Genomic DNA, 17,743 nt, shown 5'->3' with positions numbered 1-17,743 from the left:
TCACGCCCCCTTTCCGGCGTTCTCGCGGCGTTGCGTCGGCTGCGTCACCCGGTCCAGCATCAGGCCGAGGCAGACGATCGCGGCGCCCGCGACGAGGCCCGTGGCGAGGTCGCCCTGCGCGAGGCCGAAGACGACGTCGTAGCCGAGCGCGCCACCGCCGACCAGGCCGCCGATGATGACGACGGCGAGGACCAGGACGACGCCCTGGTTGACGGCGAGGAGCAACGCCGGGCGGGCCAGCGGGAGCTGGACCTGGCGCAGCTGCTGCCAGGTGGTGGCGCCCATCGAGCGGGACGACTCCATCGCGGCCGGGTCCACCTGCCGCAGGCCCTGCGTCGTGATGCGTACGACGGCGGGGAGGGCGTAGACGACGGCCGCCGCCACCGCCGGGGCGCGGCCGACGCCGAAGAGGGCGACGACCGGGATCAGGTACACGAACTGCGGCATCGTCTGGAACACGTCGAGGACCGGGCGGAGCAGACGCTCGAGGCGTTCGCTGCGGGCGGCCGCGATGCCGATCGCGATGCCGAGGACCAGCGTGACCAGGACGGCCGCGATGACCTGCGACAGCGTGTCGAGGGACGGCTTCCACACCCCCAGTACGCCGATGGCGGCCATCGCGAGGACGGCGGTCAGCGCGGTGCGCCAGGTGCCGATCAGCCAGGACAGCGCGGCGACGATCAGCAGCACCGACCACCAGGGCAGCCAGGTGAGTCCGTCGCGCACCGGGTTGAGGACGCCGGTGGTGAAGTGCGCGGCCCAGTCGGCGGTGCCGCCGATGTACGGGACGCCGGAGTACAGGTGGTCCGTCATCCAGTCGACCGCGTCGTTGACGGGCGTCGCGATGTTGACGGTCCAGGCGTCCGGCCAGTCGAGGCGGTCGAGGAAACGGGCCGCGAGGGCGACGACCACGGTGCCGAGCGCGACCACGCCCCACTTCCACGGGGCGGGGGATGTCTCGTGCGAGCCCATCCGCTCGCCCGCCGCCGCGGTGACCCGGTCGAGGATCACGGCGAGCAGCACGATCGGGATGCCGGCCGCGAGGGCGGCGCCGACGTCGACGGAGGCGAGCGCCTGGTAGACGCGGTCGCCGAGGCCGCCGGCGCCGATGACGGAGGCGATGACGGCCATGGAGAGCGCCATCATGATCGTCTGGTTGAGGCCGAGCAGGAGTTCCTTGCGGGCCAGCGGAAGGCGGGCGCTCAGCAGGCGTTGGCGGGCCGTGGCACCGAGGGACGTGACGGCCTCCATCACGCCGCCGTCCGCCGAGCGCAGGCCGAGCGCCGTGAGGCGGGCCATGGGCGGGGCGGCGTAGATGACGGTGGCGAGTACGGCCGCGGGGACGCCCATGCCGAAGACGAGGACGACCGGCAGCAGGTACGCGTACGCCGGGAGCACCTGCATGGTGTCGAGGACCGGGCGCAGCGCCCGGTGCATGGTGTCGCTCAGTCCGGCGGCGAGGCCGAGGACCGCGCCGAGGATCACGGAGACGAGCACAGCGATCACCATGAGCGCGAGCGTCTGCATGGTGGGGACCCACATGCCGAGGACGCCGCAGACGAGGAGCGCGACGACGGAGGACGCGGCGAGGCGCCAGCCGGCGACGCGCCAGGCGATCAGTCCGGCCGCGGCCGTCACGCCGGCCCAGCCGGCGGCGAGCAGCACGAGGTAGACGGCGCGCACGGAGAGGACGACGGCGTTGCTGATGTAGCCGAAGAAGTACAGGAACAGCGGGTGGCTGTCCCGGTTGTCGATCACCCAGTCCGTGGCCTTGCCGAGCGGTTCGGTCAGGTCGACGGTGAGCGCGCCGGGCCAGGTCCCGCTGTGCCACTTGGCGTGCGCCAGCGGGATCAGGATCGCCGCGGCGACGGCGAGCAGCACGATCTTGCCCAGGGCGCGGTTCCGCCACAGGGCACGGGGGCGGTCACCCGTGCTCTTGGCCGGAGCGGCCGTTGCAGCGACAGCCATCAGACGGTCCCCTCGTCGGGGTCACCCGGTGCGGGGGCCTCCTCATCGGCCGGCTCACGCTCATCGAGCCCCGCCGGCGATTGAGGCGCGGGGTCCGGGGCGGAGCCCCGAGGCGTAGGCGCGGTGCCGGGCTCGGACGACACACCCGCGACCACACCGAGCAGCCGCTCGTGGTCGACCACGCCGACACATTCGCCCTGGTCCACCACCCGCACCGCGAACCCGCTGGAGGCAACCGCCTCGATCGCCTCCGACACCGTCGCCGTCGGCTCGATGGAAGGACCGCGGTCCAGCTCGTCCGGGTCGGCGGGCCGCATGGCCCTGCGCACCGTCATGACCTGCTCGCGCGGCACGTCACGCACGAACTCCCGGACGTAGTCGTCCGCGGGCGCGCCCACGATCTCCTCGGGCGTGCCGAGCTGGACGACCTTGCCGTCGCGCATGAGCGCGATCCGGTCACCGAGCCGCAGCGCCTCCTGGAGGTCGTGGGTGATGAAGACCATCGTGCGGCCCTCCTCGCGGTGCAGGCGCACGACCTCCTCCTGCATGTCCCGCCGGATGAGCGGGTCGAGCGCGCTGAACGGCTCGTCGAACAGGAGGACTTCGGGGTCGACGGCGAGCGCGCGCGCCAGGCCGACGCGCTGCTGCTGGCCGCCGGACAGCTGGCCGGGGCGGCGCGACTCCAGGCCCTCGAGGCCCACCTTCGCGACGACCTCCATGGCCTTCGCGCGGCGCTCGGCGCGGCCCACGCCCTGGATCTCCAGGCCGTACGCGACGTTGTCGAGGACCGTGCGGTGCGGGAGCAGCCCGAAGTGCTGGAAGACCATGGCCGCGCGGTGGCGGCGCAGGGCGCGCAGTCGGGACCTGTCCATGCCGAGGACGTCCTCGCCGTCGATCTCCAGCGTGCCGGACGTCGGCTCGATGAGCCTGGTCAGGCAGCGTACGAGGGTCGACTTGCCGGAGCCCGACAGGCCCATGACAACGAAGACCTCCCCGCGCTTCACGTCGAACGAGACGTCGCGCACGGCGGCCGTGCAGCCGGTCTCGGCGCGCAGCTCGGCGGCGCTCAGATCGGCGAGGTCGGCCCGGCCGGGGATCCGGTCGGCCTTCGGTCCGAAGACCTTCCACAGATTGCGTACGGCGAACACGGACTCGGAGCCGGCATCGGCCCGCTCACCGGCGTTCGAGGGAGTCAAGGTCGCGCTCATCACGCATCACCACCCAGCAACTCGGCGCACTTCTCCCCGACCATGAGGACCCCGATCATCGGGTTCACCGCGGGCATCGTCGGGAAGACGGACGCATCGGCGATACGGATGGACTGCAGCCCGCGGACCTTCAACTGCGGGTCTACCACGGCGAGTTCGTCGTCCGCAGCACCCATGCGGCAAGTACCGGCGGGGTGGTAGACGGTGTGCGCGACCTTGCGCGCGTACTCGCTGAGGGCCTCGTCGTCGGTGACGTCGGGGCCGGGGCAGACCTCGCGCTTGAGCCAGCCGGCCAGCGGCTCGGTCTTGGCGATCTCACGCGCGATCTTGATGCCGTCGACGAGCGTCCTGCCGTCGTAGTCGTCCTCGTCCGTGAAGTACCGGAAGTCGAGGGCGGGCTTGACCTCGGGGTCCGCGCTGGTCAGGTAGACGCGGCCGCGGCTCTTCGGCTTGGGGATGTTCGGCGTCATGGACACCCCGTGCTCGGGCTTCTCGTAGCCGAGCCGCTCCGGGTTGTCCGTGAACGGGATTTGGTAGAAGTGGAACATCAGGTCCGGGCCGGCGGCCTCGGGGTCCCGCTGGATGAACAGGCCCGCGTCGGAGTCCATCGCGCTGTTCTCGGGGATCGGGCCGTTCGTCTCCCAGACGATGACCGACTCCGGGTGGTCGAGCAGGTTCTCGCCGACGCCCGGCAGATCGTGCAGGACCGGGATGCCGAGGGCCTCCAGGTCGGCCTTGGGGCCGATGCCGGAGTGCATCAGGAGGCGCGGGGTGTCGACGGCGCCGGCGCACACGAGGACCTCGTTGCGCGCGGATATGAGCTTCTCCACGCCGTCCTTGCCGCGCACGCGCACGCCGCGCGCGGTCAGGCCCTGCTCGGTGGAGTCGAATTCGAGCTTGTACGCCCAGGTCTCCAGCAGGAGCGTCAGGTTGGGGCGGTCGCCCGCCTCCATGTGCGGGTGCAGGTACGCCACCGACGCCGAAGAGCGCTTGTTGTTCTCCGGGTGGTACGCCAGGTCGAAGAAGCCGACGCCGTCCTTGAACGGGCCCTTGTTGAAGCCCTCGACGCGCGGCACGCCCGTCGCGGCCTGCGCGGCCTCCACGAAGTCGCTCGCGATCGCGTTCCGGTCCTTCGGGTCGACCGGCACGATGTTGTTGCGCAGCTTGCCGAAGTACGGGTCCATCGCCTTGTGGTCCCAGCCCTCGGCGCCCGCGGCGGCCCACTCGTCCCAGTCGCCGGGCAGCGGCTTGAACGAGATGAGCGTGTTGTGCGACGAGCAGCCGCCGAGCACCTTGGCGCGGCTGTGCAGGATGTGCGAGTTGCCGCGCGGCTGCTCCGTGGTGGTGTAGCCGTAGTCGAGGTCGCCGCCGAGCAGGCCGAGCCAGCGGCGCAGCGTCAGCACGTCGTCGCGGTCGATGTCACTGGGACCGCCCTCGATGACGGCGACGGTGACGTCCGGGTTCTCGGTGAGCCGTGAGGCGATCACCGATCCCGCGGTGCCGCCACCGACGATGACGTAGTCGTAGGTGTTCTCGGACATGGTTCAACTCCTGGGCGTAGCAAGGTGCTTCGCGTAATGAGGGGACGTACGTGGGTGGGGACGGGGGTGTCGCGGGGAGCGGTGGTGTCAGCCGGCGAACCAGCGGACCGGCTTGGGCGCCAGGTTCTGGTACACGTGCTTGCTCTCGCGGTACTCGGCGAGCCCGGCGGGGCCCAGCTCGCGGCCCACGCCGCTCTTCCCGAAGCCGCCCCACTCGGCCTGCGGCAGGTAGGGGTGGAAGTCGTTGATCCAGACGGTGCCGTGGCGCAGGCGGCGGGCCATGCGGCGGGCGCGGCCCGCGTCGGTCGTCCAGACGCCACCGGCGAGGCCGTACTCGGTGTCGTTGGCGAGCGCGACGGCCTCGTCCTCGGTGCGGAAGGTCTCGACGGTGAGGATCGGGCCGAAGGTCTCCTCGCGGACCACGCGCATCTCGCGGTGGCACTGGTCGAGGACGGTCGGCTCGTAGAAGTAGCCGGTGGCGGGCCGGGTGTCGGAGGCCTCGGGGCGCTTGCCGCCGCAGCGCAGCACGGCGCCCTCGGCGAGCGCGGACGCGACGTAGCCCTCGGTCTTGTCGCGCTGCTGCTCGCTGACGAGCGGGCCGCACTCGACGCCTTCCTCGGTGCCGCGGCCGAGGCGGATCTTCTCGGCGCGGCGGGTGAGCTCGGCGACGAAGCGCTCGCGGACGGACTCCTCGATGATGAGGCGGGACCCGGCGGAGCAGACCTGGCCGCTGTGGATGAAGGCGGCGTTGAGCGCCTGGTCGACGGCGGTGTCGAAGTCCTCGTCGGTCTCGCAGGCGTCGGCGAAGACCACGTTCGGGTTCTTGCCGCCGAGTTCGAGGGCGACCTTCTTGACGTCGGCGGCGGCGGCCTGCGCGACCTTGGTGCCGCTGACCAGGCCACCGGTGAAGGAGACGAGGTCGACGTCGGGGTGGTCGGAGAGCCGGGCGCCGACGGTGGCGCCGGGGCCGGTCACGATGTTGGCGACGCCCTGCGGCAGACCGGCCTCGATCAGCAGCTCGATGAGCACGACCGTGGTCATCGGCGTGATCTCGCTCGGCTTGATGACGAAGGTGTTGCCTGCGGCGAGCGCCGGGGCGATCTTCCAGCTGGCCTGGAGCAGCGGGTAGTTCCAGGGCGTGATCATCGTGCAGACGCCGACGGGCTCGTGCACGACGACGCTGTGGATGTCGTCGGAGCCGGCGTCGACGACCCGGCCCGCGCCCTCGCCGACGACGAGGTCGGCGAAGTAGCGGAAGGCGTCGGCGACGCAGTCGACGTCGACGCGGCCCTCCTCGACGGTCTTGCCCGCGTCCCGGCTCTCCAGGAGACCGATCTTCTCCCGGTCCCGTACGAGGAGGTCGGCGACGCGGCGCAGCAGCGCGGCGCGCTCGGCGACCGGGGTGTGCGGCCAGGGGCCCTCGTCGAAGGCGCGGCGCGCGGCGGCGATCGCGGCGTCGGCGTCCTCGGTGGAGCCCTCGGCGATCACGGCGAACGGTTCGGCATCCGCAGGGTCGAGGATCTCGCGCGTGGCCCCTGCTGCGGCCCCGCGCCACTCTCCGTCGACATGAATGGTGTTTTGCACTGACACGACCTGCTTCGCCTTCCGTTCCGGGAATGTCCCCCGAGCACCGCAGAACGCTCTCCCGGCGTTCCTACGGTGACGTCGCAAGCCCCTGCCCGGGCCCGCCGAAAGCATGCGCGAAGCCCGACAGAAAGTGCGCTACCTCACGTCGGTCACGCCGGAGTGCACGTCGTGCCACGTGGGCAGAACGAGGCGAGGACCGTCTTCACCAGCTTGGCCTCCGCCTTTCCCTTGCCCGATGCCGCGCCGGTGGCGGTCACCGCGTACAGATAGCCGTCGGCCGCGCTGAACCGCTCGTCGAGGGTGCGGCGCTCGTCGCCCGACTCCTTGTCGGTGTACGTGTACTCCAGGTAGGCGGCGGGCGTCCCGTAGCCGTCGTCGGAGCCGGTGCCGGGCAGCTTGCCCATTCCGAGCCGGTGGTAGCCCTCGGCGCCCTTGCCGTCCTCCTTGCCCGCCAGGTACCGGTCGGCGAGCTGCACGGACGACAGCGGGTCCGACTCCTCGACACCGAAGATCATCAGCCGCCGCGAGCCGTCCTTGCTCTCGTACGTGACCACGGAGGGGTGGCCCTCGCGCTGCTGCGCGGTCCGCTTCCAGCCCTCGGGCACGTCGGCGGTCCAGCCCTCGTCGTCCTCGTACCGCTCGTAGCCCGCCGGGGGCTTCGCGGAGATGTCGGAGTCCGAGGGGTCGGCGAGCGCCTGGTCGCGGGCGAGCGCGGACGCCGAGGCGCTGGCCTTCGCGGCGCGGGACTCCTCGGCCCGCGCCCGCGCGCTCGCGGACGCCGCGGCCCGCTGCGCCTCGACCTTGTCGTTGTGCCGCTCGACGGCCCGCCAGACCGTGAAGCCCGCCGACGACACGAGCAGCACCCCGGCGAGCGAGAGCATCGCCACGCGCTGCACGCGCACGAGCCGGGAGCGGCGGCGTACGAGCTCCCGGTCGTCCTGCACCCACCGCTGGTACCGGGGGTCGTAGACCTGTGCGGGGACCGGGGCCCGCTCGGCCCGCGGGTCGGCCTTCTCGGGGACGGTCATGCCGCTCCCACGAGCTTCTGCACGGCCTCGGCCACGCTCGCCGCGGACGCCAGCAGGCCGAGGACCGCCTCGCCGGGCACGACGAGGGCCTGGAGGCGCTGGAGCAGGCCGGGTGTGGCCTCGCCCGTACTCGCGATCTCGTCCTCGGCGGCGGCGAGTTCGCGGTCGGCCTCGCGGGTGGCGTCGGTCGGCGCGAGCGGCGCGGCCTCGAGTTCGCCGCGCAGCGCGCGCAGTGCCTCGAGGAGCGCGGCGGTGTCCTCGTCCGCGGGGCCCCGGCCGCCCGGCGCCTCGTAGTTGGTGGCGCTGCTGTGGTCGCCGATGGCCACCGCCTTGCCGCTGACCTGCCCGATCCGGAACGTGGCCGCGCCCGTGTCCTGCTGCTCCCCGCTCATCCCTGCTCCCCTGCCGTACCCGTGGCCCGACTGTTGTCGCCCACCGCGACGGCGCGGCCCGAGACCGTGCCGACCGCGTATCCGCCGCTCATGTCCTTGATGAACAGGCCGCCCTCGTTCACGTTGACGATCTGCTGCTCGAAGCGGTCCGTCTTGTAGCCGCTGCGCTCCAGCGCGTCGCGGACGCCGCTCGCGATCCGGTCCTGGATCGTCTTCACGTACCGGCTGACGTCCATCTCCTGGAAGAGCGAGAGCTCTCCCGAACCGCCCATCTCCCGCACGGACTTGACCGGGGCGCCGGGCGCGCGGCGCTCGGGCGCCTCCCAGACGGTGCGGGCCGCCTCGGTGACCGTACGGCCCGCCGACCAGCCGAGCGCGAACATCGCGGTCGGCGCGAGGAACAGGGCCTTGAGCGCGCCCCGCACCACGTCGAACGGGCCGAGCGGTCCGACGACGGCGTCGACGTCGCGGAACTCCTCGCGCACGGGGCCGAGGACGTGCGGCGCCACTTCGAGGACGAGCATCCGGCCCTGTGTGTGGATCCGTACGAAGACGGTGACGACGACCTGCTCGTCCCAGGCTCCGACCCGCAGCCGCAGGAAGTGCCTGCGACCCTCGCCGCCCTCGTCGACGGCGGACCGGATGTGCTGGTCGATGCCGTCGTCTCCGGGGTGCGCGGGGAAGAACCCGGCGGCCCGGTCCACACCGGCGGGCAGGTAGACGAACTCCTCGATGTCCAGGTCCCGCAGCCGGTCGACGCTGTGCTCGGCAGCCGCGTCGCGCAGCCGTTGCAGCGGTTCGGCGACGAGTGCCACGACCCGGCTCGCGGTGAGCTCGTGGTGCTTCTCCTCGCCGGCCTGCGCGGGCACCGACGCCTTGCCGTCGGCCCGCTCGTCCGGCTTCAGTTCGAGCGCGAAGGACCACGGCTGGTACGGGACGCCGGCCCCGACGAACGGCAGGTGCGCGTCGTACAGGGCGCCGTGGGCGTGCTGCTCACGGGCGATGGCCTCGGCGACGCGGCGGCAGCGCGGGGTCTCGGGAAGCCCGATGGCGGGCGGGTTGTCCAGGAAGGCGTCGCGGCCCAGCTCGTCGCGGAGCACGCCCTCGACCTGGGTGCGGTGGATCCAGATCACCAGCGCCATGGCGACCGGGAAGATCACCGGGAACGGGTCGTCCTTGATCGAGCGGAACGCCGCGACCCAGTAGGCCGCCATGTTGATCCACGCCCACAGGATCGCGAACCGGCCGAGGCGGCGCCGCCAGCGCCCGAAGAAGCGCGCGACGTCCAGCGTCGACTCCTGCTGGTCCCGCTCGACCGGCGCATACGGGACGGGGCGCCGGCCGGCGAACCAGCGGGCCAGCAGCAGGGCCGCGCACACGGTCGCGTACCAGTACGGCGCGAGGCCCGCGAGCGACGTGGGGTCCGAGGTGAACCGGTCGAGGGACGAGGTGACCGCGTCGGCGCTGAAGTACGCGCTCCCGGAGTCCGTCATCTCGGCCTCGACGAGGAAGAACCCCACCCAGACCACGAGCAGCCCGAGGGCGGCGAGCACCTCCTGGCTGCGGGCCCGCACCGCGTGCGCCAGGACCGTGAGCACGTCGACGCCGAGCGAGGGGGCGACCGGCCTGTTCGCGTTGCCGATCAGCTCGCCGACCACCGCGCGCCGGAATCCGCGGTCGAGGTAGGCGCCCGCGCTCAGCAGCCGGGTGGCCTCGCTGGACGTGTGCCGCTCCGCACGCAAAGGCTCCTGCATCGCCCAACTTCCCTGTTGCCATTGAAGGTTGGAAAGATAGCGGATGCGACTGCGTTTCGAGAAACCCGCGTGACGGAACGTGACGGCGGGCCGTCATGACAGACGAAACCGCCCGCGGCGGGTCGGAGCGACCCACCGCGGGCGGTCTGAGCCCTGCGGGGCGTGGATCAGATGAGGCCCAGGCCGCGCACGGCCTCGCGCTCGTCCACGAGCTCCTGCACGGACGCGTCGATGCGCGTGCGCGAGAACTCGTTGATCTCCAGGCCCTGGACGATCTCGTACTTGCCGTCCTTCGTGGTGACCGGGAAGGAGGAGATGATGCCCTCCGGCACGCCGTAGGAGCCGTCCGACGGGATACCCATGGAGGTCCAGTCGCCCTCGGCCGTGCCGTTCACCCACGTGTGGACGTGGTCGATGGCGGCGTTGGCGGCGGAGGCGGCGGAGGACGCGCCACGGGCCTCGATGATCGCGGCGCCGCGCTTGGCGACGGTCGGGATGAAGTCCTCGGCCAGCCACTTCTCGTCGTTGCCGATGGCCTCGATGGCGGGCTTGCCGGCGACGGTGGCCTGGAAGATGTCCGGGTACTGGGTCGCCGAGTGGTTGCCCCAGATGGTCAGGCGCTGGATGTCGGCGACCGTGGCGCCCGACTTCTTCGCGAGCTGGGTCAGCGCGCGGTTGTGGTCGAGGCGGGTCATGGCGGTGAAGCGCTCGGCCGGTACGTCCGGGGCGGCGGCCTGGGCGATCAGCGCGTTCGTGTTGGCCGGGTTGCCGACGACGAGGACCTTGATGTCGTCCGCGGCGTGGTCGTTGATGGCCTTGCCCTGGGGCTTGAAGATGCCGCCGTTGGCCTCGAGGAGGTCACCGCGCTCCATGCCCTTCGTGCGCGGGCGGGCGCCGACGAGGAGGCCGACGTTGGCACCGTCGAAGGCGACGTTCGGGTCGTCGGTGATCTCGATGCCCTGGAGCAGCGGGAAGGCGCAGTCGTCGAGCTCCATGGCGGTGCCCTCGGCGGCCTTGAGCGCCGGGGTGATCTCCAGGAGACGCAGCTTGACCGGCACGTCCGCGCCGAGCAGCTGGCCGGAGGCGATGCGGAAGAGCAGTGCGTAGCCGATCTGGCCGGCGGCGCCGGTGACGGTGACGTTCACGGGAGTGCGGGTCATGGCGTTCTCCGTAGGACAGCAGGTCATTTGATCGATCTCTTGGTATCAAGAGATCCGTTCGTCAGGCTATCGCGCCCGGCCGGAAGGGGAACCACAGGTACATGTGGCTCGCCCCACAGCGCCCGCCCGTCACCCCTGCGTGCCAACCGCCCGAACACGAGGACGGCCGCCGAGCCCGGGAGAGTGAGGCTCGGACGGCCGCCGTGGGGGTGCTCCTGCGTGACTCCCGTGGGGGTACTACCGCGCCTTCCCCGAAGCGGCGCGACCATGCCCCGTCCGTACCGGAACTACCGCGTGCAGCCCTTCTGCCCGTTCGCGAGCGTCACGCACGCCTTCACGTCGGAGGCCGTGTCCACGGCCATCATCGGCGTGTACGCGTCCGTGTCGGCGGTGCCGACCGTGCCCTTCTTCGAGGCCGTGGCGCCCTTCTGGAGGCGCACCTCGTCGCCGGGCGCCGCGCCCTGGATGCGGGCCCAGGCGGCCTTGCAGGTCTTGCTGTAGCGGACCTGGACGGTGACGGTGCCGACCACGGCGTCCGTGGAGTTCGTGGCCAGGGCCCCGCCGCAGTTCATGGCCTCGGGGTCCTTGCCGCCGCAGCTCGCGCCCACGCACTTCACGCCGTCGGGCAGTTGGGGCGCGCTCGCGGTCGGCGAGGGCGACTTCTTCGCCTCGGGGCCGCCGTCGCCCTTCCCGTTCAGGACGAAGAAGGCGATGGCGACGAGCAGGGCGGCGCCCAGCGCCCCGGCCCCGAACATGAGCAGCCGCCGCCTGCCGCCGCCGGGCACGGCGCCGCGCGGGGTGCCCTGCTGCGGGAGCACGGGCGGCGGCCCGAACTGGTCCACGCTCGCCGCCGACGGCTGCCGCGGGACGCTCGGGCGGACCGGCTCGGCGGCCTGCTGGGGCGCCTTGGCGGGCTTGGCGGGCCTGGACCTGGCCGGTTTCGTCTGCGTGGTCTGCGCAGCGCTCCCGAACTCGCCCAGCGCGGCCCGCGCCTGGGATATCCGAATGGCTTCCATGGTCATGTCGTGGCGCATCTCGGAGCGGCTCCACGCGCGCTCCGCGAGCTCCCACATCGTCGTCAGATGGACGGGATTGGTGCCCGTCACCTCGGCGAGCGCGACGATGGCTCCCTTGGGTGCCAGCAGCCGGCCGTTCAGGTACCGCTCCCACGACGTCTTGCTGTACCCGGTGCGGTCCGCGAGCGCGGCGATCCCCAGGCCGCTGCGGTCCACGAGTCGGCGCAGCTGTCCGGCGAACTCCTTGACCTGTGGGTCGAGTTCCTCCGGTAGCGCCTTCCAACGAGGCATATCGCCCTTCCCCCTTATTCCCCCCGCGTGCCTGTTCCCCCGCGCCGCGCGCGTCGCGCTGCGGCCCCCACTGGCTACCCATTGGGATGCGGGAAGCCAGGATGTCAGTTCCCGGAGCGGGGGCGCACGGGGTCATTCGACAGCGTGCACCGCGTTTCGTGTACCGAAAACCCCAAGAACGTGCCGGAGATCACCACAAAAGGAGGCATGGCCTCCAGGCGGAGGACGCCTGCCCTCCACGCAAAGAAGGCGGGGCCCCCACTGAGGAGGCCCCGCCCGTCGACCGGTGCGCGCTCAGCGCACGGTGAAGTGCAACGTGTCCTGGAGGAACGGCAGTTTCAGCCACGGGTCGGGCTGCGCCATCAGCGCGAGCAGCACGATCACGAGGCCGAGCCCGGAGCACGTGATCATGTCGGTGAACCGGGAGCGCACGGCCAGCATCCCGACGTCCGGCAGCACCCGGCGCAGCACGGCCGCGCCGAGCAGCGCGACGCCGACCAGGATCGTGCCGACGCGGAACAGGCCGAAGGCGGTGAGCAGCAGCCCGAGCGCGGTCACCGACAGGACCGCGATGAGCGGCCACTGGCGGGCGGGCGCCGGAGCGTCGCCGGGAGCGGCGCGGCCGCCGCCCTCGGGGCGCGCGGTGTCGCGCGTGATCCGCGGGAAGCGCCGGCTGCCGGTCTTCTTCGCGTCGTCGGCGGCGCCCGCCGCGTCAGCCGACACCGTTCGCGTCCCGTTCGGCGGCCTCGACCACGTTCACGAGGAGCTGGGCGCGGGTCATCGGGCCCACGCCGCCCGGGTTCGGGGAGATCCAGCCCGCGACCTCGGCGACACCGGGGTGCACATCGCCGACGATCTTGCCGTTCTCGTCGCGCGAGACGCCGACGTCGAGCACGGCGGCGCCCGGCTTCACGTCCTCCGGCTTGATCAGGTGCGGCACGCCCGCGGCGGCCACGACGATGTCGGCGCGCTTGAGGTGCGCGGCCAGGTCACGGGTGCCGGTGTGGCACTGCGTCACCGTCGCGTTCTCGGACTTGCGGGTGAGCAGCAGCGGCATCGGGCGGCCGATGGTGACGCCGCGGCCGACGACGACGACCTCGGCGCCCTTGATCTCCACGCCGTGCCGGCGCAGCAGCGTGATGATGCCGTACGGGGTGCAGGGCAGCGGCGCCGGCTCGTTGAGGACGAGGCGGCCGAGGTTCATCGGGTGCAGGCCGTCGGCGTCCTTGTCCGGGTCCATCAGCTCGAGGACGCGGTTCTCGTCGATGCCCTTGGGGAGCGGCAGCTGCACGATGTAGCCGGTGCAGGCCGGGTCCTCGTTGAGCTCGCGGACGACGGCCTCGATCTCCTCCTGGGTGGCCGTCGCGGGCAGCTCGCGCTGGATCGACGCGATGCCGACCTGCGCGCAGTCGCGGTGCTTGCCCGCGACGTACTTCTGGCTTCCGGGGTCCTCCCCCACGAGGATCGTGCCGAGCCCCGGCGTGACCCCCTTCTCCTTCAGCGCCGCCACGCGGGCGGTCAGATCGGACTTGATCGCGGCTGCGGTGGCCTTGCCATCGAGAATCTGGGCGGTCATGCGCCCATTCTTTCAGGGCGGCGGGGATTCACCCAAGTTGCACTTGAACAACAGCCTGCGGAGCCCACTGGACAGATGGGTGTCCGGTTTACGAGCATGATCCGCGCAGTGCCGCGGATCAGCGGCAGGGGGGACTGCCGCTCCGGGCGACCGCTAGGCGTGTGATCCTCCGCCGATCCGCTCCGTCCCCATCCGCTCACCGGAGGATTCCCGCCATGAGTTTCGGCGACCCGAACAACCCCTACGGCCAGCAGCCGCAGCAGCCCGGCAACCCGTACGGCCAGCAGCCGCCGCAGCCGGGCCCCTACCCGCAGCAGGCCCCGCAGGGCGTCCCGCCGCAGCAGGCGTACGGCTACCCGCAACAGCAGCAGCCGTACGGCGCGTACCCGCAGCAGCCCGGTCCCGGCGGGTACTTCCCGCAGGCCGGCGCGGGCGCCCCGGCCTCGATGGGGCGCCGCTTCGGTGCCCGCGCCATCGACGGTGTGCTGCTGGGCGTCGTCTACTCCATCATCTCCTTCGCCGGGGTGCTGGGGTCGGTCGCGTCGTTCCAGGACTGCGACCCGTACGCCTCGGACTACGAGTCCTGCGTCAACGACGCCTCGTCCAGCGTGTTCGGCGCCGTCCTCGCCATCATGGGCGTCCTGATGGCGCTCGTGCTCGTCTACGAAGTGGTGATGATCGCCACCGTCGGCGCGACCCTCGGCAAGCTGGCGGTCGGCATCCGCGTCGTCAACTCCGAGACCGGCGCCAAGCCGGGCTTCGGCGCGGCGCTCGTGCGCTACCTGATCCCGATGGTCGGCGCGTTCGTCTGCTACGTCGGCGCGATCCTGGTCTACCTCTCCCCGTTCTGGGACAAGTCGGGCCGCCTCCAGGGCTGGCACGACAAGGCCGCGAAGACCGCGGTCGTCACCAACTCCTGACACCACGACGAAGGGCCCGCCGGTCGAGACCGGCGGGCCCTTCGTCGTGTGCGGACGCGGCTCAGTGGAAGAAGTGGCGCGTGCCCGTGAAGTACATCGTCACGCCCGCCTTCTTCGCGGCCTCGACGACCAGCTCGTCACGGACCGAACCGCCCGGCTGCACCACGGCCTTGACGCCAGCGGCGGTCAGGATCTCCAGGCCGTCGGGGAACGGGAAGAACGCGTCGGACGCGGCGTACGAGCCGCGCGCCCGCTCCTCGCCGGCCCGCTCGACGGCGAGCTTCGCGGAGTCGACGCGGTTGACCTGGCCCATGCCGACGCCGACGGAGGCGCCGTCCTTGGCGAGCAGGATCGCGTTGGACTTCACCGCGCGGCAGGCCCGCCAGGCGAACGCCAGCTCGTCCAGCTCGCCCTGCGAGAGCGCGTCGCCGGTCGCGAGGGTCCAGGAGGCCGGGTTGTCGCCGTCGGCCTGGAGCCGGTCGGTGACCTGGAGCAGCGCGCCGCCGTCGATGGGCTTGACCTCGGCCGGGTGCGCGGGCGCGGCAGGGGCCTTCAGGACGCGGATGTTCTTCTTCTTGGTGAGGGCCTCGAGGGCGCCGTCCTCGTAGTCGGGCGCGACGATGACCTCGGTGAAGATCTCGGCGACCTGCTCCGCCATCTCCTTGGTGACCGGACGGTTCACGGCGATGACGCCGCCGAACGCGGACAGCGGGTCGCAGGCGTGCGCCTTGCGGTGCGCCTCCGCGACGTTCGAGGCGACGGCGATGCCGCAGGGGTTCGCGTGCTTGATGATCGCGACGCAGGGGTCCTCGTGGTCGTACGCGGCACGGCGCGCGGCGTCCGTGTCCGTGTAGTTGTTGTACGACATCTCCTTGCCGTGCAGCTGCTCCGCCTCGGCGAGACCGGTGCCGGTGCCGTCGACGTAGAGCGCCGCGGGCTGGTGCGGGTTCTCGCCGTAGCGCAGGGTGTTCTTGCGCTCCAGGGCGGCGGCGACGAACTCGGGGAACTGCGAGTCGTCGGCGGGCGCGTAGGCGCTCGCGAACCAGCTCGCGACCGCGATGTCGTACTCGGCGGTGTGCCGGAAGGCCTCGGCGGCGAGCCGCTTGCGGGCGGTCAGGTCGAAGCCGCCGTCCGCGACGGCGCTCAGCACGTCGCCGTACGCGGCCGGGTTCACGACGACCGCGACCGACGGGTGGTTCTTGGCGGCGGCGCGGACCATGGAGGGGCCGCCGATGTCGATCTGCTCGACGCACTCGTCGGGGGTCGCGCCGGAGGCGACGGTCTCCTTGAACGGGTACAGGTTCACGACCACGAGGTCGAAGGGCTTCACGCCGAGGTCGGCGAGCTGCTTCTGGTGGTCCTCGAGGCGCAGGTCGGCGAGGATGCCGGCGTGCACCTTCGGGTGCAGCGTCTTCACCCGGCCGTCGAGGCACTCGGGGAACCCGGTCAGCTCCTCGACCTTGGTGACCGGCACGCCCGCGGAGGCGATCTTCCCGGCGGTGGAGCCCGTCGACACGAGCTCGACGCCCGCCTCGTGGAGCCCGCGCGCCAGCTCCTCCAGACCCGTCTTGTCGTAGACGCTCACCAGTGCACGGCGGATGGGCCGCTTGTTCTCGGCGCTCACGGGATAACTACCTTTCGTCCCTCAATGCTGAAGCCGTTACGGGCGAGCCGCCCCACGACATCGACGAGCAGCGTGCGCTCGACTTCCTTGATGCGCTCGTGCAGAGCGCTTTCGTCGTCCTCGTCCCGGACCTCGACCACGCCCTGGGCGATGATCGGGCCGGTGTCGACGCCGTCGTCGACAAAGTGGACGGTGCATCCGGTGACCCTGGCGCCGTACGCGAGCGCGTCCCGCACACCGTGCGCACCGGGAAAACTGGGCAGCAGGGCGGGGTGCGTGTTCACGAACCGGCCGCCGAAACGGGCCAGGAACTCCTTGCCCACGATCTTCATGAACCCCGCGGACACCACCAGGTCCGGCTCGTACGCGGCGGTGGCCTCGGCGAGGGCGCGGTCCCACTCCTCGCGGGTGGCGTGGTCCTTCACGCGGCACACGAACGTGGGCAGGCCCGCGCGCTCGGCGCGCTCCAGGCCGACGATGCCGTCGCGGTCGGCTCCGACGGCGACGATCTCGGCGCCGTACGCGTCGGCTCCCTGCGCCGCGATCGCATCGAGGAGAGCCTGCAGATTCGTTCCTGATCCGGAGACCAGCACGACGAGGCGCTTGGCCTTGGCCACGACGGGGCCCTTTCTAGGGGAGCTACGTTGCGCGGTCGGTCCGCAGGGCCGCATCTTTGTGCGTTCGCATGAACGCTTCGCCGTCCCCGATACGGGGAACCCTACGAAGCGGCCGACCGGCAGCAACGATACCGGCACCGCCGACGGCCCCCACGGGACGGGGGCCGGACCGACAGGTAGCGTCGGCGGAACGGAACGCTGAGCGGCCATCGGACGTTGACGTGAAGAACGCCACGCCGTACCCCGCGCCAGCGGACCCGCGACCGACGACCTAGGGGAAGACGCACATCTGATGCCGGACCGAAGCCTTCGCCTCACGCTGCCCACCGGCGCCGTCCTGCCGCGCGAAGGCCGACCCACGCCGCCGTCGCCGCCCGCCAAGGAATCGGACGGCCCGAAGGACGACAATCCGTTCGCCCCGCCGCCCGAGGACGCGCCCGACCGCCCGTGGCAGCCGCGCCACCCCGAGGGCTCGGACTCCGACTCCGGTTCGGGCCGGGGCGGCGGCTCGCCGTGGGGCAGCCAGTGGAGCGACCGGCAGCCGGGCCCCGCCCAGGGCGGCCGGTTCGGCGACCGTCCGGGCGGCGGGCCCGAGAACCAGGGCGGCGGCCAGGGCCAGGGCCCCGGTCCCGGCGGCATGCGCTGGGACCCGACGGACCCGGCGCAGCGCCGCGCGCGCTACGCGCTGCTCTCCGGCATGTGGGGCTTCTTCTTCGCCCTGTTCAGCTGGCCGTACGTGGCGCTGCTGCTCGGCGTGCTCGCCCTGTACTGGGGCGTCAGCGCGCTCCGCATGAAGCCCCGCCCGGCGAACCCGGACGCCCCGGCGCCCGCGACGCCGCGTCCCGCGGGCCCGGAGACGGCGCGCCCGCAGACGACGGCGGCGGTCAGCGGCCTGGTCACGGGGGCGCTCGCGCTGGCGATGGTGGCGTCGCTGTTCACGGCGAAGATGGTCTACAGCGACTACTACGAGTGCCGGGCCGACGCGCTGACGAACGCGGCGAAGAAGTCCTGCGAGGACCTGCTGCCGAAGGAGCTGCGCCCGCTGCTCGGCGAGCGCTGAC

The 17,743-nt window shown here is 72.1% G+C and carries 15 protein-coding genes; 2 read left to right on the top strand and 13 right to left on the bottom strand.

What is annotated here, in order from left to right; genetic code table 11:
- From ACTWJ8_RS23695 to ACTWJ8_RS23645, 11 genes are all read right to left on the bottom strand, one after another.
- Entirely contained in the window at window positions 1-1,968 is a 1,968-nt protein-coding gene (locus ACTWJ8_RS23695; protein ID WP_443260209.1) for an ABC transporter permease, read from the bottom strand.
- Window positions 1,968-3,176, bottom strand: coding sequence for a quaternary amine ABC transporter ATP-binding protein (locus tag ACTWJ8_RS23690; protein ID WP_443260208.1), 1,209 nt, complete (start codon window positions 3,174-3,176; stop codon window positions 1,968-1,970). Before ACTWJ8_RS23690 ends, ACTWJ8_RS23695 begins: the two co-directional genes overlap by 1 nt.
- Window positions 3,176-4,717, bottom strand: coding sequence for a GMC family oxidoreductase (locus ACTWJ8_RS23685; RefSeq protein WP_356374636.1), 1,542 nt, complete (start codon window positions 4,715-4,717; stop codon window positions 3,176-3,178). Before ACTWJ8_RS23685 ends, ACTWJ8_RS23690 begins: the two co-directional genes overlap by 1 nt.
- 87 nt (window positions 4,718-4,804) lie before the next feature.
- On the bottom strand, window positions 4,805-6,307 hold the full coding sequence (locus ACTWJ8_RS23680) for an aldehyde dehydrogenase family protein (protein WP_443260207.1): 1,503 nt from the start codon (window positions 6,305-6,307) through the stop codon (window positions 4,805-4,807).
- 146 nt (window positions 6,308-6,453) lie between these two features.
- The gene (locus ACTWJ8_RS23675; protein ID WP_356374639.1) at window positions 6,454-7,332 is read right to left on the bottom strand and encodes a hypothetical protein; all 879 of its coding nucleotides are present in this window, start codon (window positions 7,330-7,332) and stop codon (window positions 6,454-6,456) included.
- A complete protein-coding gene (locus ACTWJ8_RS23670; RefSeq protein WP_443260206.1) occupies window positions 7,329-7,724 on the bottom strand; it encodes a hypothetical protein in 396 nt (131 codons plus the stop codon). The genes ACTWJ8_RS23675 and ACTWJ8_RS23670 overlap by 4 nt, the downstream gene beginning before the upstream one ends.
- Window positions 7,721-9,478, bottom strand: a complete 1,758-nt coding sequence (locus ACTWJ8_RS23665) for a hypothetical protein (protein WP_356374644.1) — start codon at window positions 9,476-9,478, stop codon at window positions 7,721-7,723. The genes ACTWJ8_RS23670 and ACTWJ8_RS23665 overlap by 4 nt, the downstream gene beginning before the upstream one ends.
- Before the next feature lie 167 nt (window positions 9,479-9,645).
- Window positions 9,646-10,638 carry a malate dehydrogenase gene (locus ACTWJ8_RS23660; RefSeq protein WP_356374647.1) on the bottom strand — a complete coding sequence of 331 codons (993 nt, stop codon included), beginning with the start codon at window positions 10,636-10,638 and terminating at the stop codon, window positions 9,646-9,648.
- A 287-nt stretch (window positions 10,639-10,925) separates the two neighbouring features.
- Complete coding sequence (locus tag ACTWJ8_RS23655; protein ID WP_443260205.1) at window positions 10,926-11,945, bottom strand: DUF2690 domain-containing protein; 1,020 nt, start codon at window positions 11,943-11,945, stop codon at window positions 10,926-10,928.
- Between the two features lie 294 nt (window positions 11,946-12,239).
- Window positions 12,240-12,668 carry a DUF3017 domain-containing protein gene (locus tag ACTWJ8_RS23650; RefSeq protein WP_356374652.1) on the bottom strand — a complete coding sequence of 143 codons (429 nt, stop codon included), beginning with the start codon at window positions 12,666-12,668 and terminating at the stop codon, window positions 12,240-12,242.
- Window positions 12,658-13,521 (bottom strand): bifunctional methylenetetrahydrofolate dehydrogenase/methenyltetrahydrofolate cyclohydrolase, encoded by an 864-nt coding sequence (locus ACTWJ8_RS23645; RefSeq protein WP_356374654.1) that lies wholly within the window; start codon window positions 13,519-13,521, stop codon window positions 12,658-12,660. Before ACTWJ8_RS23645 ends, ACTWJ8_RS23650 begins: the two co-directional genes overlap by 11 nt.
- A 215-nt stretch (window positions 13,522-13,736) precedes the next feature.
- Here ACTWJ8_RS23645 and ACTWJ8_RS23640 point away from each other — a divergent pair, with 215 nt between their 5' ends.
- On the top strand, window positions 13,737-14,441 hold the full coding sequence (locus ACTWJ8_RS23640; protein WP_443260204.1) for an RDD family protein: 705 nt from the start codon (window positions 13,737-13,739) through the stop codon (window positions 14,439-14,441).
- A gap of 61 nt (window positions 14,442-14,502) precedes the next feature.
- Here ACTWJ8_RS23640 and purH read toward each other — a convergent pair whose 3' ends face one another.
- Window positions 14,503-16,065: a bifunctional phosphoribosylaminoimidazolecarboxamide formyltransferase/IMP cyclohydrolase gene (gene purH / locus ACTWJ8_RS23635; RefSeq protein WP_443260203.1), complete on the bottom strand. Its 1,563-nt coding sequence runs from the start codon at window positions 16,063-16,065 to the stop codon at window positions 14,503-14,505.
- Entirely contained in the window at window positions 16,062-16,736 is a 675-nt protein-coding gene (gene purN, locus ACTWJ8_RS23630) for a phosphoribosylglycinamide formyltransferase (RefSeq protein WP_356374660.1), read from the bottom strand. Before purN ends, purH begins: the two co-directional genes overlap by 4 nt.
- 238 nt (window positions 16,737-16,974) lie before the next feature.
- Here purN and ACTWJ8_RS23625 point away from each other — a divergent pair, with 238 nt between their 5' ends.
- Window positions 16,975-17,742 (top strand): hypothetical protein, encoded by a 768-nt coding sequence (locus ACTWJ8_RS23625; RefSeq protein ID WP_356374662.1) that lies wholly within the window; start codon window positions 16,975-16,977, stop codon window positions 17,740-17,742.
- The last annotated feature ends 1 nt before the right edge of the window (window position 17,743 follow it).

This window comes from Streptomyces sp. SDT5-1, from assembly GCF_052245995.1.
Taxonomy (GTDB): Bacteria; Actinomycetota; Actinomycetes; order Streptomycetales; family Streptomycetaceae; genus Streptomyces.
The sequence above is the reverse complement of the archived record's forward strand: the minus strand, read 5'-3'. Positions and strand labels throughout refer to the sequence as shown.